The sequence below is a fragment of the Pantoea sp. paga genome, from assembly GCF_007558755.1.
Taxonomy (GTDB): Bacteria; Pseudomonadota; Gammaproteobacteria; order Enterobacterales; family Enterobacteriaceae; genus Pantoea; species Pantoea agglomerans.
The window spans coordinates 359,502-377,175 of sequence record NZ_VLTF01000002.1; the positions used below are offsets into that span (position 1 = coordinate 359,502).

General features: G+C 59.0%; 19 protein-coding genes and 1 riboswitch. Of the genes, 14 read left to right on the forward strand and 5 right to left on the reverse strand.

Features of this window, described 5'->3' with window-relative positions; all coding sequences use genetic code 11:
• Positions 1 to 12: 12 nt before the first annotated feature.
• Positions 13 to 1,014 (forward strand): 6-phosphogluconolactonase, encoded by a 1,002-nt coding sequence (pgl, locus tag FOV68_RS07375; RefSeq protein WP_022626021.1) that lies wholly within the window; start codon positions 13 to 15, stop codon positions 1,012 to 1,014.
• A 343-nt stretch (positions 1,015 to 1,357) separates the two neighbouring features.
• Here pgl and FOV68_RS07380 read toward each other — a convergent pair whose 3' ends face one another.
• Together FOV68_RS07380 and bioA are read right to left on the reverse strand one after the other, a co-directional pair.
• Positions 1,358 to 1,834 carry a kinase inhibitor gene (locus FOV68_RS07380; RefSeq protein WP_143990550.1) on the reverse strand — a complete coding sequence of 159 codons (477 nt, stop codon included), beginning with the start codon at positions 1,832 to 1,834 and terminating at the stop codon, positions 1,358 to 1,360.
• A 75-nt stretch (positions 1,835 to 1,909) separates the two neighbouring features.
• Entirely contained in the window at positions 1,910 to 3,214 is a 1,305-nt protein-coding gene (gene bioA, locus FOV68_RS07385) for an adenosylmethionine--8-amino-7-oxononanoate transaminase (RefSeq protein ID WP_143990551.1), read from the reverse strand.
• Between the two features lie 85 nt (positions 3,215 to 3,299).
• Here bioA and bioB point away from each other — a divergent pair, with 85 nt between their 5' ends.
• The 4 genes from bioB to bioD are packed head-to-tail and all read left to right on the forward strand — an operon-like array spanning position 3,300 to position 6,889.
• On the forward strand, positions 3,300 to 4,331 hold the full coding sequence (gene bioB, locus FOV68_RS07390) for a biotin synthase BioB (RefSeq protein ID WP_031593833.1): 1,032 nt from the start codon (positions 3,300 to 3,302) through the stop codon (positions 4,329 to 4,331).
• Positions 4,331 to 5,482, forward strand: a complete 1,152-nt coding sequence (gene bioF / locus FOV68_RS07395; RefSeq protein ID WP_143990552.1) for an 8-amino-7-oxononanoate synthase — start codon at positions 4,331 to 4,333, stop codon at positions 5,480 to 5,482. Before bioB ends, bioF begins: the two co-directional genes overlap by 1 nt.
• The gene (bioC, locus tag FOV68_RS07400) at positions 5,466 to 6,221 is read left to right on the forward strand and encodes a malonyl-ACP O-methyltransferase BioC (RefSeq protein WP_143990553.1); all 756 of its coding nucleotides are present in this window, start codon (positions 5,466 to 5,468) and stop codon (positions 6,219 to 6,221) included. Before bioF ends, bioC begins: the two co-directional genes overlap by 17 nt.
• A complete protein-coding gene (gene bioD / locus FOV68_RS07405; protein ID WP_143990554.1) occupies positions 6,218 to 6,889 on the forward strand; it encodes a dethiobiotin synthase in 672 nt (223 codons plus the stop codon). Before bioC ends, bioD begins: the two co-directional genes overlap by 4 nt.
• A gap of 144 nt (positions 6,890 to 7,033) precedes the next feature.
• Here bioD and FOV68_RS07410 read toward each other — a convergent pair whose 3' ends face one another.
• Entirely contained in the window at positions 7,034 to 7,756 is a 723-nt protein-coding gene (locus FOV68_RS07410; protein WP_010260222.1) for an ABC transporter ATP-binding protein, read from the reverse strand.
• A 183-nt stretch (positions 7,757 to 7,939) separates the two neighbouring features.
• Between FOV68_RS07410 and FOV68_RS07415 the strand changes: the two genes are divergently transcribed.
• Positions 7,940 to 8,218, forward strand: a complete 279-nt coding sequence (locus FOV68_RS07415) for a hypothetical protein (protein ID WP_115387778.1) — start codon at positions 7,940 to 7,942, stop codon at positions 8,216 to 8,218.
• Positions 8,219 to 8,649: 431 nt separating this feature from the next.
• On the forward strand, positions 8,650 to 10,671 hold the full coding sequence (uvrB, locus tag FOV68_RS07425; RefSeq protein ID WP_010260230.1) for an excinuclease ABC subunit UvrB: 2,022 nt from the start codon (positions 8,650 to 8,652) through the stop codon (positions 10,669 to 10,671).
• Here uvrB and yvcK read toward each other — a convergent pair.
• Positions 10,655 to 11,578 (reverse strand): uridine diphosphate-N-acetylglucosamine-binding protein YvcK, encoded by a 924-nt coding sequence (gene yvcK / locus FOV68_RS07430; RefSeq protein WP_143990555.1) that lies wholly within the window; start codon positions 11,576 to 11,578, stop codon positions 10,655 to 10,657. The genes uvrB and yvcK overlap by 17 nt on opposite strands.
• 204 nt (positions 11,579 to 11,782) lie before the next feature.
• Positions 11,783 to 11,916, forward strand: a riboswitch (molybdenum cofactor riboswitch).
• Here yvcK and moaA point away from each other — a divergent pair.
• The 5 genes from moaA to moaE all read left to right on the forward strand — a co-directional run bounded on the left by moaA (position 11,906) and on the right by moaE (position 14,602).
• The gene (gene moaA, locus FOV68_RS07435) at positions 11,906 to 12,892 is read left to right on the forward strand and encodes a GTP 3',8-cyclase MoaA (protein ID WP_039391210.1); all 987 of its coding nucleotides are present in this window, start codon (positions 11,906 to 11,908) and stop codon (positions 12,890 to 12,892) included. It overlaps the preceding riboswitch by 11 nt.
• 14 nt (positions 12,893 to 12,906) lie before the next feature.
• Entirely contained in the window at positions 12,907 to 13,422 is a 516-nt protein-coding gene (gene moaB / locus FOV68_RS07440) for a molybdenum cofactor biosynthesis protein B (protein ID WP_022626013.1), read from the forward strand.
• 2 nt (positions 13,423 to 13,424) lie between these two features.
• Positions 13,425 to 13,910 (forward strand): cyclic pyranopterin monophosphate synthase MoaC, encoded by a 486-nt coding sequence (moaC, locus tag FOV68_RS07445; protein WP_039391212.1) that lies wholly within the window; start codon positions 13,425 to 13,427, stop codon positions 13,908 to 13,910.
• Positions 13,903 to 14,148 carry a molybdopterin synthase sulfur carrier subunit gene (gene moaD, locus FOV68_RS07450; RefSeq protein ID WP_022626012.1) on the forward strand — a complete coding sequence of 82 codons (246 nt, stop codon included), beginning with the start codon at positions 13,903 to 13,905 and terminating at the stop codon, positions 14,146 to 14,148. Before moaC ends, moaD begins: the two co-directional genes overlap by 8 nt.
• Before the next feature lies 1 nt (position 14,149).
• Complete coding sequence (moaE, locus tag FOV68_RS07455; protein WP_143990556.1) at positions 14,150 to 14,602, forward strand: molybdopterin synthase catalytic subunit MoaE; 453 nt, start codon at positions 14,150 to 14,152, stop codon at positions 14,600 to 14,602.
• 104 nt (positions 14,603 to 14,706) lie between these two features.
• Here the strand turns inward: moaE and FOV68_RS07460 are convergent, their stop codons facing one another.
• A complete protein-coding gene (locus tag FOV68_RS07460; RefSeq protein ID WP_143990557.1) occupies positions 14,707 to 15,489 on the reverse strand; it encodes an OBAP family protein in 783 nt (260 codons plus the stop codon).
• Between the two features lie 106 nt (positions 15,490 to 15,595).
• Here FOV68_RS07460 and FOV68_RS07465 point away from each other — a divergent pair, with 106 nt between their 5' ends.
• Positions 15,596 to 16,690 carry a DUF1615 domain-containing protein gene (locus tag FOV68_RS07465; RefSeq protein ID WP_031594629.1) on the forward strand — a complete coding sequence of 365 codons (1,095 nt, stop codon included), beginning with the start codon at positions 15,596 to 15,598 and terminating at the stop codon, positions 16,688 to 16,690.
• A gap of 245 nt (positions 16,691 to 16,935) precedes the next feature.
• Positions 16,936 to 17,643, forward strand: a complete 708-nt coding sequence (locus tag FOV68_RS07470; RefSeq protein ID WP_010260256.1) for a Bax inhibitor-1/YccA family protein — start codon at positions 16,936 to 16,938, stop codon at positions 17,641 to 17,643.
• Positions 17,644 to 17,674 lie beyond the last annotated feature (31 nt).

Sequence of the window (17,674 nt, forward strand, 5' to 3'; positions counted from 1 at the left end):
AAAGGAGAATGCATGAAACAAGTTGTCTACACCGCCAGTCCCGAGAGCCAGCAGATCCACGTCTGGCAGATGAATGATGAGGGTGGGCTGACGTTGCTTCAGGTGACCGATGTCGCCGGCCAGGTTCAGCCAATGGTGGTGAGTCCGAACCGCGATTTTCTCTATGTCGGTGTGCGTCCCAATTTCCGCGTGCTGGCGTTTCGCATTGCCGCCGATGGCACGCTGACCGAAGCGGGTCAGGCGCCGTTGCCCGGCAGCCCGACTCACATTTCCACCGATCGCCAGGGCAGGTTCCTGTTCTGCGGCTCCTACAATGATGCCTGCGTCAGCGTCAGCCCGATTGGCGATGACGGCATTCCGCAGGCCCCGCTGCAGGTGATCAGCGGACTTGATGGCTGTCACTCGGCCAACATCGATAATGACAACAAGACGCTCTACGTGCCGGCTCTGAAGCAGGACCGTATCTGTCTGTTTAAGCTGGGCGAAGACGGTCAGCTGACGCCGCGTAAACAGGCTCAGGTCACGACAGTAGAAGGCGCTGGCCCGCGTCATATGCAGTTCCATCCGGGCGGCCAGTACGCTTACTGCGTGAACGAGCTCGACAGTACGGTTGAGGTCTGGGCATTAAATACGGGCGAAGGTGAAGCAGAAAGCGTGCAGACGCTGGATATGATGCCGCCTGATTTCAGCGGTACGCGCTGGGCAGCCGATATTCATCTGACGCCGGATGGCCGTTTCCTCTATGCCTGCGATCGCACCAGCAGCACGCTGGCAGTCTTCAGCGTCAGCGACCTGGGCGATGAGCTGACCCTGGAAGGGTTCCAGCCGACGGAAACGCAGCCGCGCGGATTTAATATCGATCACAGCGGACGCTATCTGGTGGCGGCGGGACAGAAATCTCATCACATCGAAGTTTATGCGATTACCGAACCGAAAGGGCTGTTAAAGCCGCTGGGACGTTATGCGGTGGGGCAGGGCCCGATGTGGGTTGTGATTCATCAGTTACAGGCGTAACCCGCTACGAAAAACGCCTCTCCTGTCAGGGAGAGGTATGAGATAGTTGACGAAGTCTGCCACAGCCCAGCTGTGAGATCGAGCAGACACAGGGAATGGCGTCAAATCGGAAAGACGCAAAAACCGCCATCCATGGCACGCTCGGCCCCCGCGATTACGCACCTCATCCCTGAGGTGCGCCCGTAGCCGGGCCAACGCTTTGCGTTGTTCAAAAACGCTCCCGGCGTTTTTGTCCCTGGGCGTGGGACGCTTTCCTCTTCTAACGCCGTTCCCTGCGTTTTGAGCTAATACGTTGCTGCCAGGTCACCCAGCCTTGGGTTTGCCAGTAGTCTGTCGTGCTGAATTACTGATAATTCACGGTCAGCGAGGCGCTCGCCAGTGCGTGGAAATGCACATTAAAGCCGACCATTGCGCCACTGGCGCCTTCATCTACTTCAATCGTCTCCACATCCAGCGCATGCACGGTGAAAATGTAGCGATGGGTTTCGCCCTGTGGCGGTGCCGCGCCACCGTAGCCCGCCTGACCGAAATCGGTACGGGTCTGGATTGCGCCTGCTGGCAGTGACGCTTTGCCGGAGCCGGCACCCTGCGGCAGTGACGTCGTGCTGGCCGGAATATTCGCCACCACCCAGTGCCACCAGCCGGAACCGGTCGGGGCATCAGGATCGTAGCAGGTCACCACAAAACTTTTGGTGCCTTCCGGCGCTGCTTCCCAGGCAAGGTGGGGGGAGATATTCTCGCCCTGATAACCCATGCCGTTGAAAACATGCTTTTCAGGCATCTTATCGCCGTCATTAAAATCCTGACTAAAAACGCGCATCACATCTCCTTAATTGTCGATGAATAGCCTGCCATCATAACTAAAAGTGTCGCCAGTGCCAGCGGTCAGCCTGCTTCAGGCGGCAAAATGTTGAGAATGCTCCAGCGCGCCGCCAATCGCCTGCACCAGCCTGCTCAGCGCCTGTGGTGTGATGATGTAGGGTGGCATCAGGTAGATCAGCCGGCCAAAAGGCCGGATCCAGACGCCCTGTTCAACAAAGAACTGCTGCAGCGCCGCCATATTAACCGCCTGATGGGTTTCCACTACGCCAATCGCGCCCAGCACGCGCACATCGGCCACCTGCGGTGAACTGCGCAGCGGCAGCAGCTCAGCCCGTAACTGCTGTTCGATCGCCGCCACCTGGCGCTGCCAGTGACCTTCCGCCAGCATGGTCAGGCTCTCCGCCGCTACCGCACAGGCCAGCGGATTGCCCATAAAGGTCGGGCCATGCATAAAGCAGCCCGCCGCGCTGCGGCTGATGGTGTCCGCGACCTCGCGGGTAGTCAGGGTCGCCGCCAGCGTCATCATGCCACCGGTCAGCGCTTTGCCGACGCAGAGAATATCCGGGGTAATGCCCGCATGCTCGCAGGCAAAAAGTTTGCCGGTACGGCCAAACCCGGTGGCGATCTCATCCGCAATCAACAGCACGCCATAGCGATCACAGGCTTCCCGTACCTGCTGCAGATAGCGCGGAGGGTAGAAACGCATGCCGCCCGCACCCTGCACAATCGGCTCCAGAATGACGGCTGCCAGTTGCCGGTGATGCTGTTCTATCAGCCTGGCAAAATCATCGAAATCAGGCTTGTGCCATTCATCATCAAAGCCGCAGGCCGGGGCAGCCGCAAAGTGATGCTCGGGCAGATAGCCGCGCCACAGGCTGTGCATCGAGTTCTCGGGGTCGCACACCGACATCGCTGCAAAGGTATCGCCGTGATAGCCGCGTTTCAGCGTCAGGAACTGCTGGCGCGTCTCGCCACGCCCCAGCCAGTACTGCAGCGCCATCTTCATCGACACTTCCACCGCCACCGAGCCTGAGTCGGCCAGGAAGACGCACTCCAGCCCCTCAGGCGTCATCGCCACCAGCTGACGGCAGAGCGCTACCGCCGCCGGATGGGTAATGCCGCCAAACATCACGTGCGACATCTTTGTGACCTGCTCTGTCAACGCCCGGTTCAGGCGCGGATGGTTGTAACCGTGAATCGCCGCCCACCACGAGGACATCCCATCCACCAGCTCACGGCCATCGGCCAGCTGCAGCTGAAAACCCTGTGCGGCGACCACTGGATAGCAGGGCAGCGGATCCTGCATGGAGGTGTAGGGATGCCAGATATGCTGGCGGTCAAAGCGGGCATCGTCTGAGGAGAAAACGGGGATAGTCATCGGAGTTGTAAACCAAAATAAAAAAATATAGTTTACAAGTATAACCCTGCTTTTCGTCGGGATGACACCCTTTTTGGAGTAAGTAATGGCTCAACGCTGGACAATTGCACAGGCGCAAGCGCTGTTTGATCAACCTTTTCTTGAACTGATGTTTAACGCACAGCAGGTGCATCGGCAGCACTTCGATCCGCGCCAGGTGCAGGTCAGTACCCTGCTGTCGATCAAAACCGGCGCCTGTCCGGAAGATTGTAAATACTGCCCGCAGAGTGCGCGCTACAAGACCGGCCTGGAGTCGGAGCGGCTGATGGAAGTGGAAGAGGTGCTGACCTCAGCGCGTCAGGCCAAAGCCGCCGGTTCAACCCGTTTCTGCATGGGTGCCGCGTGGAAAAATCCGCACGAGCGCGATATGCCCTATCTGGAGAAGATGGTGGAAGGCGTGAAGGCGATGGGAATGGAAACCTGCATGACGCTGGGCACGCTCAGCGACGACCAGGCGCAGCGACTGGCGGGCGCGGGTCTCGATTTCTACAACCATAACCTCGACACCTCACCGGAATTCTACGGCTCCATCATCACCACCCGCAGCTATCAGGAACGTCTGGATACGCTGGGCAAAGTGCGCGACGCCGGCATCAAAGTCTGTTCGGGTGGCATTGTCGGCCTGGGCGAAACCGTTAACGACCGCGCCGGTCTGCTGGTGCAGTTAGCCAATCTGCCAACGCCGCCGGAGAGTGTACCGATCAACATGCTGGTGAAGGTCAAAGGCACGCCGCTGGCAGATAACGATGACGTGGAACCGTTCGATTTTATCCGCACCATCGCGGTGGCGCGCATCATGATGCCGACCTCGCATGTGCGCCTCTCTGCGGGCCGTGAGCAGATGAGTGAGCAGACCCAGGCGATGTGCTTTATGGCCGGGGCGAACTCGATTTTCTACGGCTGCAAACTGCTGACCACGCCGAATCCGGAAGAGGATAAAGACCGCGTGCTGTTCCGAAAACTGGGTCTTAACCCGGAGCATACTCACACTCAGCACGGCGATCAGCAGCAGGAGCAGCAACTCAGCGAGCAGCTATTCCATGCCGACACTGAACAGTTCTACAACGCGGCGCTGTAATGGGCTGGCAGCAACGTATCCGTCAGGCGCTGACGCAGCGCCGGGCGGCCGATGGCTGGCGGCAGCGACGGGTGATCGATCAGCAATCGACCCGCACGCTGCACAGCGGCGGCCGCAGCTATCTCCACTTCTCCAGCAATGATTATCTTGGCTTAACCCAGCATCCGGCGGTGATTGCGGGCTGGCAACAGGGCGCGGCGCGGGCGGGCGCAGGTGCGGGTGCTTCAGGGCATGTCACGGGTTATCACCGTCAGCACGCCGATCTTGAGGCGCAGCTGGCCGACTGGCTCGGCTACGACCGTGCGCTGCTGTTTATCTCTGGCTTTGCGGCCAATCAGGCGGTCATTCATCTGCTGGGCGAGAAAAACGATCGCATCCTGGCCGATAAACTCAGCCACGCCTCGCTGCTCGACGCCGCCAGCCATAGTCCGGCACAGCTACGACGTTTCCATCACAACGCGCCGGAGAGCCTGGCAGCCCGGCTCGCCTCTCCCTGCGAGGGCGAAACGCTGGTGGTGACGGAAGGTATTTTCAGCATGGATGGCGACAGTGCGCCGCTGGCCGCCCTGGCGCAACAGACGCGCCAGGCAGAGGGCTGGCTGCTGGTGGATGATGCGCACGGCATCGGCGTGGTGGGTGAGCAGGGGCGCGGCAGCTGCTGGCAACAGGGCGTTAAACCGGAACTGCTGGTGGTCACCTTTGGCAAAGCCTTTGGCGTCAGCGGTGCCGCGCTGCTGTGCGACGCGGCCACCGCCGACTATTTTCTGCAGTTCAGCCGACATCTGATCTACTCCACCGCGATGCCCGCGGCGCAGGCTAGCGCGCTACAGGCGGCGCTGCGTGAAGTTCAGCAGGGCGATGCCCTGCGCCAGCAACTGCAGCAGAACATCGGGCATTTCCGGCGCGGTGCGGCCTCGCTGCCGTGGCAACTGATGGACTCCGGCAGCGCGATTCAGCCGCTGCTGGTGGGCGAAAATGGCGATGCGATGGCGCTCTCCCAGCGGCTGGCTGAGGCGGGCTGCTGGGTCAGCGCGATCCGGCCACCGACCGTGCCGCCGGGGACGGCCCGGCTGCGCATCACCCTGACCGCGGCTCATCATCCTGAGGATATTGACCGGTTACTGGAGGCGCTGCATGACGCTGCGGGTTGACAAGCAGGCGGTGGCACGCGCCTTTGGCCGGGCGGCCAGTCATTACGATGCCCATGCTACGCTGCAACGCCTTAGCGGCGATGCCCTGCTGGCACTGGCGCCCGCACAGAGCGGTCTGCAGCTGCTGGATGCCGGTTGCGGCACCGGCTGGTACAGCAGGCTGTGGCGCGAACGTGGCAAACAGGTAATGGCACTGGATCTCTCTCCGCAGATGCTGCAACAGGCACGGGACAATGACGCGGCGCAGCACTATCTGGCCGGTGATATCGACGCGCTGCCGCTGGCGGATAACACGATTGACCTGGTGTGGAGTAACCTGGCGGTGCAGTGGAGCGAGGATCTGCCCGGCGCGCTGAGCCAGTTCCGGCGGGTGCTGCGACCCGATGGCACGCTGCTGTTTTCCACTCTGGGCGATGGTTCGATGCAGGAGGTTCATGAAGCCTGGTCCCATCTGGATGCGCTGCCTCACGCCAACCGCTTTCTCAGCGAGCCACAGATTGCGGCGGCTTGCCACGCAGAGCACCTGCGCTGTACCTCAGAGGTGGTGACCCTGCATTTTCCCGATGCGCTCAGTGCCATGCGCTCCCTGAAAGGGATTGGCGCGACCCATCTGCACCAGGGGCGTGACGGGCAGGTATTAACCCGACAACGGCTCAACCAGTTAGAGGCGCACTGGCCGCGCGATCGGCACGGCTATCGCCTGAGTTACCATTTAATCTATGGAGTAAGTGCATCATGAAACGCCTGTTTATCACTGGCACCGACACCGAGGTCGGTAAAACTGTGGCCAGCGGCGGGCTGCTGCAGGCTGCAGCCGCAGCGGGCTATCGCTGTGCGGGCTATAAGCCGGTTGCCTCAGGCTGTGAGATGACGCCAGAGGGCATCCGTAACAGCGATGCCCTGGCGCTGCTGCGCTACAGCAGCGTGCCGTTAACCTATCAGCAGGTCAATCCGCTGGCGTTTCTCGAGCCGACTTCGCCGCACATCGTCAGCGCCGAAGAGGGCAGGCCGATCACCCATCTGGCGCTGTCGGCGGGTCTGGCGGCGCTGCAACCGCTGGCAGACTGGATTCTGGTAGAGGGCGCGGGCGGCTGGTATACCCCGTTGTCGGAGACGCACACCTATGCGGACTGGGTGGTCAGCGAAAAGCTGCCCGTGATTCTGGTGGTGGGGATTAAGCTCGGCTGCATCAACCACGCCATGCTCACCGCTGACGCGGTGCGGGCAAGCGGACTGCCGCTGGTGGGCTGGATCGCCAACACCGTTGAACCCCCGGGTAAACGCTATCAGGAGTATCTCACCAGCCTTAAAAATAGGTTACCTGCGCCCTGTCTGGGCACCATCCCGTTTCTCACTGATGCGTCGCAGCAGGCGTCCTGTGGTCAATACCTGACGCTGCCGGAGTAACCGCCTGGCCTGGCTATTTTATTTGTCACGCTGAGTCCGGGCAGTGCTCACCATCCTCGCGCTGTGTATGCGCTCCGGTGGTTCTGCGCGCTCCATCTCCAGCCTGCCTGCAACCGTTACGCCCGGTGGGGCAGGCGCCCGGTGTCAGGCTACCGTCAGCCATTTATCGACGGTGTGGTCATCAAGCTGTTCCATGCTGCCCTGCGCCACATTGCGACCGCGGTGCAGCAGCAGAAAATAGTCCGCCACGCGACGGATCAGCGACAGGCGCTGCTCCAGCAGCAGGATGGTCAGCCCGTAGTCGAGGTTAAGCCGACGGATCAGATTGCCCATCTCCTCTTCCAGCCACGGCGACATCCCGTCGGTCGGCTCATCCAGAATCAGCAGTTTGGGCTGCAGCACCAGCGCGCGCGCCAGGGCCAGCTGTTGCTGCTGATCGATCGGCAGATCGCCGCTGCGCTGCTGGCGCAGAGAGTAGAGCGCCGGGAAGAGGTCGAACACCATTTCGGGAATGGCACGATGGCGGTCGCGCTGGCTGGCACCCGCCAGCAGGGCAATCAGCAGATTATCTTCCACGCTCATCTGGGTAAAAATATGGCGGCCCTGCGGCACATAGCCAATCCCCATCTGCGCCCGTTGTTCAGCCGGTTGCAGCAGCAGATCTTCCGGCGGCGAGCCATCCTCTTTCCAGGAGATGGAGCCGCTGTTAATCGGCAATCTGCCCATGATGCAGTTCACCAGCGTGGTTTTACCCATGCCAGGACGGCCCAGAATGCCGGTGCAGGTGCCAGGCGACAGATCCAGGTCCACATCCCACAGAATATGGTTTTGACCGTAAAATTGATTTACCGAACGTAAACTCAGCATCTGACACTCTCCTTCCCGATCATTAGCCTGATTGCTTCCGCGCTCTGTCGTCTGGCAAACAAGTCATCAGCAACGGCAGCCTCGCCATTGCAGCACAGTGCGCATTCAGCGCGGTAACGCTACTGACTCCTGCAATTCCCAGGCCAGATCTAAAAACGGCCCTGTTTCCTGCCGGAGCGCCTCGTGTCAGGGAAGAAAGGTGAGAAAAACTTATCAATTCCCCACGGTGATCACGCGCCTGCACTTTTGCAGTGCCTCGGGGCGCTGTTTCTGGTGCAGACGTACTCTGACGTGGCAGCAAGTCCGATTAAGAATCTTAGTATGAGGCGTGAAAATTTGCGTGCGGCACCCGGTGACAGATTAAAATTGCAGAATAATCCGGCAGCAGGCGACGCGAAATTTAACGCAAAAAAAAATATTTTCACGGTGGTGAGAAGGCAGGGAAAAATTATACACAGCTGATGGCGTCGGGGCTGCCATCACTTATCCACCATTCCTGTGGATAACCTTGTGCATTAGGTAATGAAAACCAGTTGGAAGCGAGGAAATACGCGGCCTGGTAACATAATGACGAGAATCTGGCCTCATAGCCTTATTTCAATAAAATCAGTTTGTTATCAAAAAACAAGCCTGAGAATTATCTGTCAGGTAACCGTACTGTAATTTTGTGACACTCTATTGACAAATGTTAAATCAGATCCCTGCCTGGGGATAACATTGCGCAACAAGCTGAGCTATAACGCTGCCAGCCTGCAGGGACAGCAGGTGGCATCCTGCTGGCGTTAACATTGCACCAATACTGTTTTTATATCCAGTATTATTTTCTGGCAAAATCACCATAGCAGAGTAAAATGAGTGCCTGCCCGCCGACTTCTCCAGCAGGAACTGCATTCATGAGCAAAGCCTTTAAATTGAACTCCGCCTTTAAACCTTCGGGCGACCAGCCTGAGGCGATACGTCGCCTGGAAGAGGGGCTGGAGGATGGACTGGCCCATCAGACCTTATTAGGCGTAACCGGCTCTGGTAAAACGTTTACCGTCGCCAACGTGATTGCCGACCTCAACCGTCCGACCATGGTGCTGGCGCCCAACAAGACGCTGGCCGCCCAGCTCTATGGCGAGATGAAAGAGTTTTTCCCGGATAACGCCGTCGAGTTTTTCGTCTCATACTACGACTATTACCAGCCAGAAGCCTATGTGCCGAGCTCCGACACCTTTATCGAAAAGGATGCGTCGGTGAACGAACATATCGAACAGATGCGTCTGTCGGCCACCAAGGCGCTGCTGGAACGGCGCGATGTCATTGTGGTGGCGTCGGTTTCGGCTATCTACGGTCTGGGAGATCCCGATCTCTATCTGAAAATGATGCTCCACCTGACCCGCGGCATGATTATCGATCAGCGCAGTATTCTGCGCCGTCTGTCAGAGCTGCAGTACACCCGCAACGACCAGGCGTTCCAGCGCGGTACCTTCCGGGTGCGCGGCGAAGTGATCGATATCTTCCCGGCGGAGTCGGACGACATTGCGCTGCGCGTCGAGCTGTTTGACGAAGAGGTTGAGCGTCTGTCGCTGTTTGACCCGCTGACCGGCCAGATCGATTCGGTCGTGCCGCGCTTTACTATCTACCCCAAGACGCACTACGTGACGCCGCGTGAGCGTATTCTGCAGGCGATGGAAGATATCAAAGTCGAGCTGGCGGACCGCCGCCGGGTGCTGCTGGAGAACAATAAGCTGCTGGAAGAGCAGCGCATTACCCAGCGTACCCAGTTTGACCTGGAGATGATGAGTGAGCTGGGCTACTGCTCCGGCATCGAGAACTACTCACGCTACCTCTCCGCACGCGGACCGGGCGAAGCGCCACCGACGCTGTTTGACTATCTGCCCGCCGATGGCCTGCTGGTGGTGGATGAGTCGCACGTGACCATTCCGCAGATTGGCGGCATGTATAAAGGCGACCGGGCGCGTAAAGAGACGCTGGTGGAGTATGGCTTCCGCCTGCCGTCGGCGCTGGATAACCGTCCGATGAAGTTTGAAGAGTTTGAGGCGCTGGCACCACAGACCATCTATGTTTCGGCGACGCCGGGCAAATATGAGCTGGAAAAGTCGGGCGACGAAGTGATCGATCAGGTGGTGCGTCCTACCGGCCTGCTGGATCCGATCATCGAAGTGCGTCCGGTCGGTACCCAGGTCGACGATCTGCTGTCAGAAATCCGTCAGCGCGTGGCGATCAACGAACGTGTACTGGTGACGGTGCTGACCAAACGCATGGCGGAAGATCTCACCGAATATCTGTCTGAGCATGGTGAGAAGGTGCGTTATCTGCACTCTGATATCGACACGGTAGAGCGTATGGAGATTATTCGCGACTTACGTCTGGGCGAGTTTGATGTGCTGGTGGGCATTAACTTACTGCGTGAGGGGCTGGATATGCCGGAAGTGTCGCTGGTGGCGATTCTCGATGCGGATAAAGAGGGCTTCCTGCGCTCCGAACGCTCGCTGATTCAGACCATTGGCCGTGCGGCGCGTAACATCAATGGTAAGGCGATTCTCTACGGCGATAAAATCACGCCGTCGATGGCGCGTGCCATTGAAGAGACCGAGCGCCGCCGTGAGAAACAGCAGCTGCACAACGAAGAGAACGGCATCGTGCCGCAGGGCCTGAATAAGAAGATCACCGATATTCTGGAACTGGGCAAAAACGTGGTGAAAACGCGCGGCAAAGCGAAACCAGCCCGCCCTGGCGAAGCCCAGGCGCTGGCCGATTTCCAGCTGTTAACGCCGCAGGCCCTGCAGAAGAAAATCCACGAGCTGGAAGGGCAGATGCAGCAGCATGCGCAGAACCTGGAGTTCGAACAGGCGGCCAACGTGCGCGATCAGCTGCATGAACTGCGAACGCTGTTTATTGCGGCCTCGTAGCGCCGTTAAAGCCCTGAATGGCGTGTTCCAGCGCCACCCGTAACAGCTGGCGGTCGTGACGATATTGGATATCGGCGGCCTCCAGCGGTTCACGGACAATCAGCCGGTTTTCAATGCCACGGGTGTCCACCGCCGGGCTGACGACCAGCGCATCAATCACGCGCTTGCCGATATAACGCTCCATCATCTGCAGCTTATAAGCCACTGAGAGACTGGCGGCGGCAGGACTCAGCTCGCGGCCCAGATTGCCGATAAACACCATGGTGGCAGGGGTGCGACGCAAGGCCTGCGCCATCTCTTCCATCAGCAGAATCGGCATCAGGCTGGTGTAAAAGCTGCCGGGTCCAATCAGGATCAGATCCGCTTCAGCAACTGCCTGCAGCGCTTCCCGCGTTGGCTGGACGTTGGGATGCAGCATCAGCTCCTGCGGCGGCTGCTTCATCTCGTCAATCGCCGTTTCGCCATAAACCATGTTGCCTTCAACATCCATCGCCACCAGATCCACCGGCTGCTCAGACATCGGAATTAAAAAGGCATCGACTTTAAGCAGGTTACGGATGATGTTGATTGCTTCAAGCGGTCGAACGCTGAGATGATCCAGCGCCCGCAGCATCAGATTACCCAGGTTGTGTCCGGCCAGTTCGCCGTTACCGGCAAAACGGTACTCAAACATCGCCGAGGCGACGCTGGGTTCAGCAATCAACTGGTTAAGGCAGTTACGCATGTCGCCCCAGGCGATGCCGCCTTCTGAGCGACGAATACGGCCGGTTGATCCGCCGTTGTCGGTGGTGGTGACGATGCCGGTGAGACGCGAGCCCAGCGGGGAAAGGGCAGACATGACGCGGCCTAAACCGTGTCCGCCTCCCAGTGCCACAACGCGATCAAGATCGGCCAGTGTGCGATTCATACTTCTCCTTAATATCTCTTCGCGTGGCGTGGCTCTAATCGCTAAGCCCGCGCGGATGACTTACGTCAAAATCTGGATCGCATTTTAACGTATCCTGTCGCGAAAATGCGGTGAAAATTCGATATGTATAAGAATATATAGCGAAAACAGCAAATGGAAGAGTGGCGAAAATCACGCTACCATCATGCTTACCGCGCTGATCAACGGGTCAGCGTACACTCAAGCCTGAATGCCTACGTCTGCGGATAGGGGGTTCAGGCCGTAGCCATCGAGCTGCCAGGGTGCAGGAAGAAATGACTGCATCTCCCAATCTGGAAAGGTGTTCTGGTGTCACAATTTACTGATGCATACGCGCGTAAGTTCTATTACCTGCGCCTGTCGGTCACGGATGTTTGTAATTTCCGCTGTACCTACTGTCTTCCTGACGGCTACAAGCCGCAGGGAATTCGTAACAAAAGCTTTCTCTCGCTGGATGAAATCCGCCGCGTCACGCGGGCCTTTGCCGCTGCCGGAACGGAAAAAGTGCGGCTGACCGGCGGTGAGCCGTCGCTGCGCCGTGATTTCACCGACATCATTGCGGCGGTGCGCGAAAACGCCTCCATTCGCCAGATCGCGGTAACCACCAATGGCTACCGGCTGGCGCGCGACGTGAAGCAGTGGCGTGACGCGGGGTTAACCGCACTCAACGTCAGCGTCGACAGCCTGGATGCCCGTCAGTTTCACGCCATTACCGGTCAGGATAAATTCCATCAGGTGATGAGCGGCATTGATGCCGCGCTGGACGCTGGTTTTCGCCAGGTCAAAGTCAACAGCGTGCTGATGCGCGATCTCAACAGCCGTAATCTGGCCACGTTCCTCGACTGGATCCGCACCCGTCCGATTCAGCTGCGCTTTATCGAACTGATGGAGACCGGCGACGGTGGCACGCTGTTCCGCGATCAGCACGTTTCCGGCATGGTCATCCGCGATCAGCTGGTCGCCCAGGGCTGGCAGCGTCGTGAGAGCGGACGCAGCGACGGCCCGGCGCAGGTCTTTTACCATCCCGATTATGTCGGCGAGATTGGTCTGATCATGCCTTATGCCAAAGATTTCTGTGCCAGCTGCAACCGTCTGCGCGTTTCGGCGCACGGTAATCTGCACCTTTGCCTGTTTGGTGACGGCGGTGTGCCGCTGCGCGATCTGCTGGCGTCAGACGACCAGCAGGCCGAACTGCAGGCGCGCATCGCCAGCAGCCTGGGGCAGAAAAAGCAGACGCACTTTCTGCATCAGGGCAACACCGGCATCACACAGAATCTCTCTTACATTGGCGGCTAATTTCAGGAGGCAGTATGGGTAAACCAGCCAGCGAATTTCAGGCAGTGCAGATTGCGGTGATGACAGTGTCAGATCGTCGCGATGCCAGTGACGATACCTCCGGCGACTATCTGCGCGAAGCCGCCGCGGAAGCGGGACATGAGGTGGTCGATCACGCCATCGTGCCGGATAATCTCTATCGTATTCGTGCCACCGTGTCGCGCTGGATCGCCAGTGAAGATGTTCAGGTCGTGATTATTAATGGCGGAACCGGCTTTAACCTGAAAAACAGCACGCCGGAAGCGCTGCTGCCGCTGTTCGACCGCGAGATTGATGGATTTGGCGAACTGTTCCGGATGATCTCCTATGAAGAGATTGGCGGTTCGACATTGCAGTCGCGCGCGATTGCCGGTCTGGCTAATCAGACGCTGATCCTGGCCGTGCCGGGTTCCACCAGCGCCTGCCGCACCGCCTGGGAACGCATTATCGCTGACCAGCTTGATGCGCGCACCGCGCCCTGTAATTTTGTCTCACATCTCAAGAAACGGTAAGTATGTCTCAACTCACACACATTAACGCCGCGGGCGAAGCGCACATGGTAGATGTCTCCGCCAAGGCTGAAACCGTGCGCGAAGCGCGGGCAGAAGTGCTGGTGCTGATGCAGCCGGAAACGCTGCAGATGATTATCGAAGGAAGCCACCACAAAGGGGATGTCTTTGCCACCGCGCGCATCGCCGGTATTCAGGCGGCGAAACGCACCTGGGAACTGATTCCGCTCTGTCATCCGCTGATGCTGAGCAAAGTGGAAGTGAACCTGGAGGCTGAACCTGACCATAGCCGGGTTCGCATCACCACGCTCTGTCGCCTGACCGGCAAAACCGGCGTGGAGATGGAAGCGCTGACGGCCGCGTCGGTTGCCGCGCTCACCATCTACGACATGTGTAAAGCGGTGCAGAAAGATATCGTTATCGAACAGCTGCGCTTAATCAGCAAGAGCGGTGGCAAAAGCGGCGATTTCCAGGCGGTCGCGCATGATTAAGGTGCTGTTTTTCGCCCAGGTCCGTGAGCTGACCGGCACCTCATCGCTTGAGGTCGGTGCCGATTATCCTGATGTGGCCGCGCTGCGCAGTGCGCTGGCAGAGCGCGATGACCGCTGGGCGCTGGCGCTCGAGTCAGGCAAGCTGCTGGCGGCGGTTAATCAGACGCTGGTGCCGATGAGTCACCCGCTGCACGCCGGTGATGAAGTGGCCTTTTTCCCGCCCGTGACCGGAGGCTAAGATGGAAACGCAGATTCGCGTCGGTCCCGCGCCCTTTGATATGGCGGAAGCCTATCGCTGGCTGGCAGCCTGTGATGAAGATGGTGCAGTCGTGACCTTTACCGGCAAAGTCCGTAACCACAATCTGGGCAACGACGTCGCGGCACTGACGCTGGAGCACTATCCCGGCATGACCGAAAAAGCGCTGCAGGAGATTGTTGATGCGGCGCGCGAACGCTGGCCGCTGCAGCGCGTCACGGTGATCCATCGCGTGGGCGAACTGTTTCCCGGCGATGAAATCGTGCTGGTGGGCGTGACCAGCGCCCATCGCAGCAGCGCCTTTTCTGCTGCAGAGTTCATCATGGATTACCTGAAAACCCGTGCACCGTTCTGGAAGCGAGAAGCGACAGAGCAGGGCGATCGCTGGGTGGATGCCCGCGACAGCGACCACCAGGCGGCTCAGCGCTGGGACTAAGCTGCGTTAACGGCTCAGTGGGCAAAGGTGTCTGCGCCGCTGAGCCGTTAACCGCAGACACAACGCTGCCCGCATCACCAGGCATCACGACGCTTAGCGCGGGATTAAGGCTGCTTTAGCTGCTCAGCCGGGCCAAACCCGGTCTGACCGTGGCTGTGTTCGCCGCCGGCGGTGCGCTTCAGCTGAATGACCTGGCCCTGTTGCCAGGCGTTGGCACCTGCCGCGGCAGGATGCGCCACGATATCCGCACGCTGGGCGCGGATCTTTTTGCTGTCGACGTCAAAACGACGATCGCGGTCCGCCAGCAGTCGCGAGTCCATCTGACCATCCTCCGTAAAGCCCATCATCAGCGCCGGAATGCCGATCGGCAGCGTTTTGTCGCGATCGGTGTGCCAGGTGTGCCAGGTTTTCCCGTAGGTATTCACAATGCGCTTCATCAGGGCGTGGTCGGCGGCTTCCGGTAAGCCTGGGGCAATCAGCGTGCCCGATTTCACCTCATACTGATGGCTGTGCCAGAGCTTCTTCTCCTCGGCCGGCAGGGTGTTAAACAGCCGTTCGCTGATAATGTACTCCACGCCCATCAGCCGTGCGTCGCGCGTGTTGCCGTCGTAAATCACCGCCTGCATCACATCGTCGTTCAGTACGGTGACATAGTGGTGCGCCTCCATCTGACCGTTCTTATCGCCGTTATAAAAATGGAATCCGTCGAGATAGGTGTTGATGGCGTCGATGGGCGGACGTGACTGCATCACGCTGGCGCCGCTCTCCAGCACCTTAAGCGAGGAGGAGGTGGGGGCGCCCGGCGATTTTACCTGGGCAGGCGTATTATTGGCGCCGCAGCCGGTTAATAACAGGCTGAACGCCGCAACAGGCCAGAGTTTAAACATCGTAACTTCCTTTAACGGTAAAAAAGATAACCTTAGTTCAGTTCTCGCCTGCCTGTGAAACTCTGGCGATGGTAGAGTAGAGCTTTGGTTCATTCTGAGGACAGGCATGTCATCCACCCCGATTCTGCAACGTCTGACACTGGTCGCCGCACTGGTGCTGGCAGGTTGTAGCAGCAAGAAAATCCCTGAGGCGCCGGTGCGGCAGCCTGAAGATGTCAAAGCGCAGATCCAGCGGCTGCTGCCGTCGCACGTCAGCAATAAAGCGGCGTGGAGCGACGATATCTACACCACCTTCCGCACTCAGCAGCTCGATCCCAGCGCCAGCAACCTCTGCGCGGTGATCGCCGTGGCGGATCAGGAGAGCAACTTCAGCGCCGAGGCCGCCGTACCGGGTCTGCCAAAAATCGCCTGGGGCGAGATCAACCGCCGTGCGGCGCAGGTGCATGTGCCGGCATTCCTGGTGCGTACCGCGCTGCAGATCAAATCGCCCACAGGTGAAAGCTACGCCGCCCGGCTGGACAAAGTGCGCAGTGAGAAAGAGCTGAGCGCTATTTTCGATGACCTGATCGATATGGTGCCGATGGGCCAGACGCTGTTCGGCAATCTCAACCCGATCCACACCGGCGGGCCGATGCAGGTCAGCATTGCGTTTGCCGAAGCGCACGCCAAAGGCTACCCGTGGCCGATCGATGGCACTATCCGGCGTGAAGTCTTTACCCGCCACGGCGGGATCTACTTCGGGACGATGCACCTGCTCGGCTATCCGGCTGACTACAGCCAGCCGCTCTACCGCTTTGCCGACTACAATGCGGGCTGGTATGCCAGCCGCAATGCGGCCTTCCAGGCGGCGGTGTCGCGCGCCACCGGCATGAAGCTGGCGCTGGATGGCGATCTGATTCTTTATGGATCGGATGCGGCGGGCGGCACCGAACTGGCGGTGCGCACGCTGTCGAAGCAGATCGATATGAGCAACAGCGACATTCGCCGCGATCTGGAGAAAGGGGAGAAAGCGTCGTTCAGCGACAGCGAACTCTGGAAACAGGTCTTTACCCTGGCGGATAAAATGGCGGGTCGAAAGTTACCGCGTGAAATGCTGCCGGGCATCAAGCTGGAAAGCCCGAAAATTACCCGTAATCTCACCACGGCGTGGTTTGCGCAGCGTGTCGACAGCCGTTATCAGCAGTGCCTGTCGCGACGTTAAGCGGCATGTTGTGGCGCAGTTGAGCTGAGCTGTGCCACACTTAGAGCCAGTTCCGGACGACTTTTATTGTTATCTGGCCCTGAACTGCGCGCATCCTCATAAGGCCGTACGGGCCCGTGGCGGTTGTGTCGCGCTGTCGCTGGCCCAACGGGCTGAAACAGAAACAACGTATGCCTGCCAGACCAGGTTATTCATCCGGTTCCCTGTGTGGAGCCGGTCCTAATCCGTTTAACAAGAGGTGCATCATGGACCGATATCCACGAAATGATTCCATCGTTCAATCCGCATCTCGCGGTTTACAAGCCTATATGGCGCAGGTCTACGGCTGGATGACCTGCGGTCTGTTACTGACGGCGTTTGTCTCCTGGTACGCTGCACGCACGCCAGCGATCATGGAGCTGGTGTTTGCTAACCGCATCACCTTCTTCGGACTGATTATCGTGCAGCTGGGGCTGGTCTTCTTCCTGTCAGGTATGGTGCATCGCCTGAGCGGGGCCGTGGCAACCGGGCTGTTTATGCTCTACTCGGCGCTGACCGGCCTGACCATGGCGAGTATCTTCCTGGTTTACACTAACTCCTCGATCGCCAGCACCTTCTTTATCACGGCGGGGATGTTTGGCGCGATGAGCTTCTACGGCTATACCACCAAACGCGATCTCAGCCGTTTTGGCAGCCTGCTGTTTATGGCGCTGATTGGCATCGTGCTGGCGTCGCTGGTGAACTTCTGGCTAAAAAGCCCGGCGCTGATGTGGGCGATTACCTACATCGGGGTGGTGGTATTTGTGGGGTTAACGGCCTATGACACGCAGAAGCTGAAAAATATCGGTGAGCAGATCGATGCCCGCGATACGGAAAACCTGCGTCGCTACTCGATTATGGGCGCACTGACGCTGTATCTCGACTTCATCAACCTGTTCCTTATGCTGCTGCGGATTTTCGGCAACCGCCGTTAAGTCTGAGGGAGTAGCGGGGGAGGAGCACTGT

Excerpts from the sequence above, each read along its gene's own strand:
- pgl (WP_022626021.1), top strand. The coding sequence starts at position 13 with ATGAAACAAGTTGTCTACACCGCCAGTCCCGAGAGCCAGCAGATCCAC.
- FOV68_RS07380 (WP_143990550.1), bottom strand. The coding sequence starts at position 1,834 with ATGCGCGTTTTTAGTCAGGATTTTAATGACGGCGATAAGATGCCTGAA.
- bioA (WP_143990551.1), bottom strand. The coding sequence starts at position 3,214 with ATGACTATCCCCGTTTTCTCCTCAGACGATGCCCGCTTTGACCGCCAG.
- bioB (WP_031593833.1), top strand. The coding sequence starts at position 3,300 with ATGGCTCAACGCTGGACAATTGCACAGGCGCAAGCGCTGTTTGATCAA.
- bioF (WP_143990552.1), top strand. The coding sequence starts at position 4,331 with ATGGGCTGGCAGCAACGTATCCGTCAGGCGCTGACGCAGCGCCGGGCG.
- bioC (WP_143990553.1), top strand. The coding sequence starts at position 5,466 with ATGACGCTGCGGGTTGACAAGCAGGCGGTGGCACGCGCCTTTGGCCGG.
- bioD (WP_143990554.1), top strand. The coding sequence starts at position 6,218 with ATGAAACGCCTGTTTATCACTGGCACCGACACCGAGGTCGGTAAAACT.
- FOV68_RS07410 (WP_010260222.1), bottom strand. The coding sequence starts at position 7,756 with ATGCTGAGTTTACGTTCGGTAAATCAATTTTACGGTCAAAACCATATT.
- uvrB (WP_010260230.1), top strand. The coding sequence starts at position 8,650 with ATGAGCAAAGCCTTTAAATTGAACTCCGCCTTTAAACCTTCGGGCGAC.
- yvcK (WP_143990555.1), bottom strand. The coding sequence starts at position 11,578 with ATGAATCGCACACTGGCCGATCTTGATCGCGTTGTGGCACTGGGAGGC.
- moaB (WP_022626013.1), top strand. The coding sequence starts at position 12,907 with ATGGGTAAACCAGCCAGCGAATTTCAGGCAGTGCAGATTGCGGTGATG.
- moaC (WP_039391212.1), top strand. The coding sequence starts at position 13,425 with ATGTCTCAACTCACACACATTAACGCCGCGGGCGAAGCGCACATGGTA.
- moaD (WP_022626012.1), top strand. The coding sequence starts at position 13,903 with ATGATTAAGGTGCTGTTTTTCGCCCAGGTCCGTGAGCTGACCGGCACC.
- moaE (WP_143990556.1), top strand. The coding sequence starts at position 14,150 with ATGGAAACGCAGATTCGCGTCGGTCCCGCGCCCTTTGATATGGCGGAA.
- FOV68_RS07460 (WP_143990557.1), bottom strand. The coding sequence starts at position 15,489 with ATGTTTAAACTCTGGCCTGTTGCGGCGTTCAGCCTGTTATTAACCGGC.
- FOV68_RS07465 (WP_031594629.1), top strand. The coding sequence starts at position 15,596 with ATGTCATCCACCCCGATTCTGCAACGTCTGACACTGGTCGCCGCACTG.
- FOV68_RS07470 (WP_010260256.1), top strand. The coding sequence starts at position 16,936 with ATGGACCGATATCCACGAAATGATTCCATCGTTCAATCCGCATCTCGC.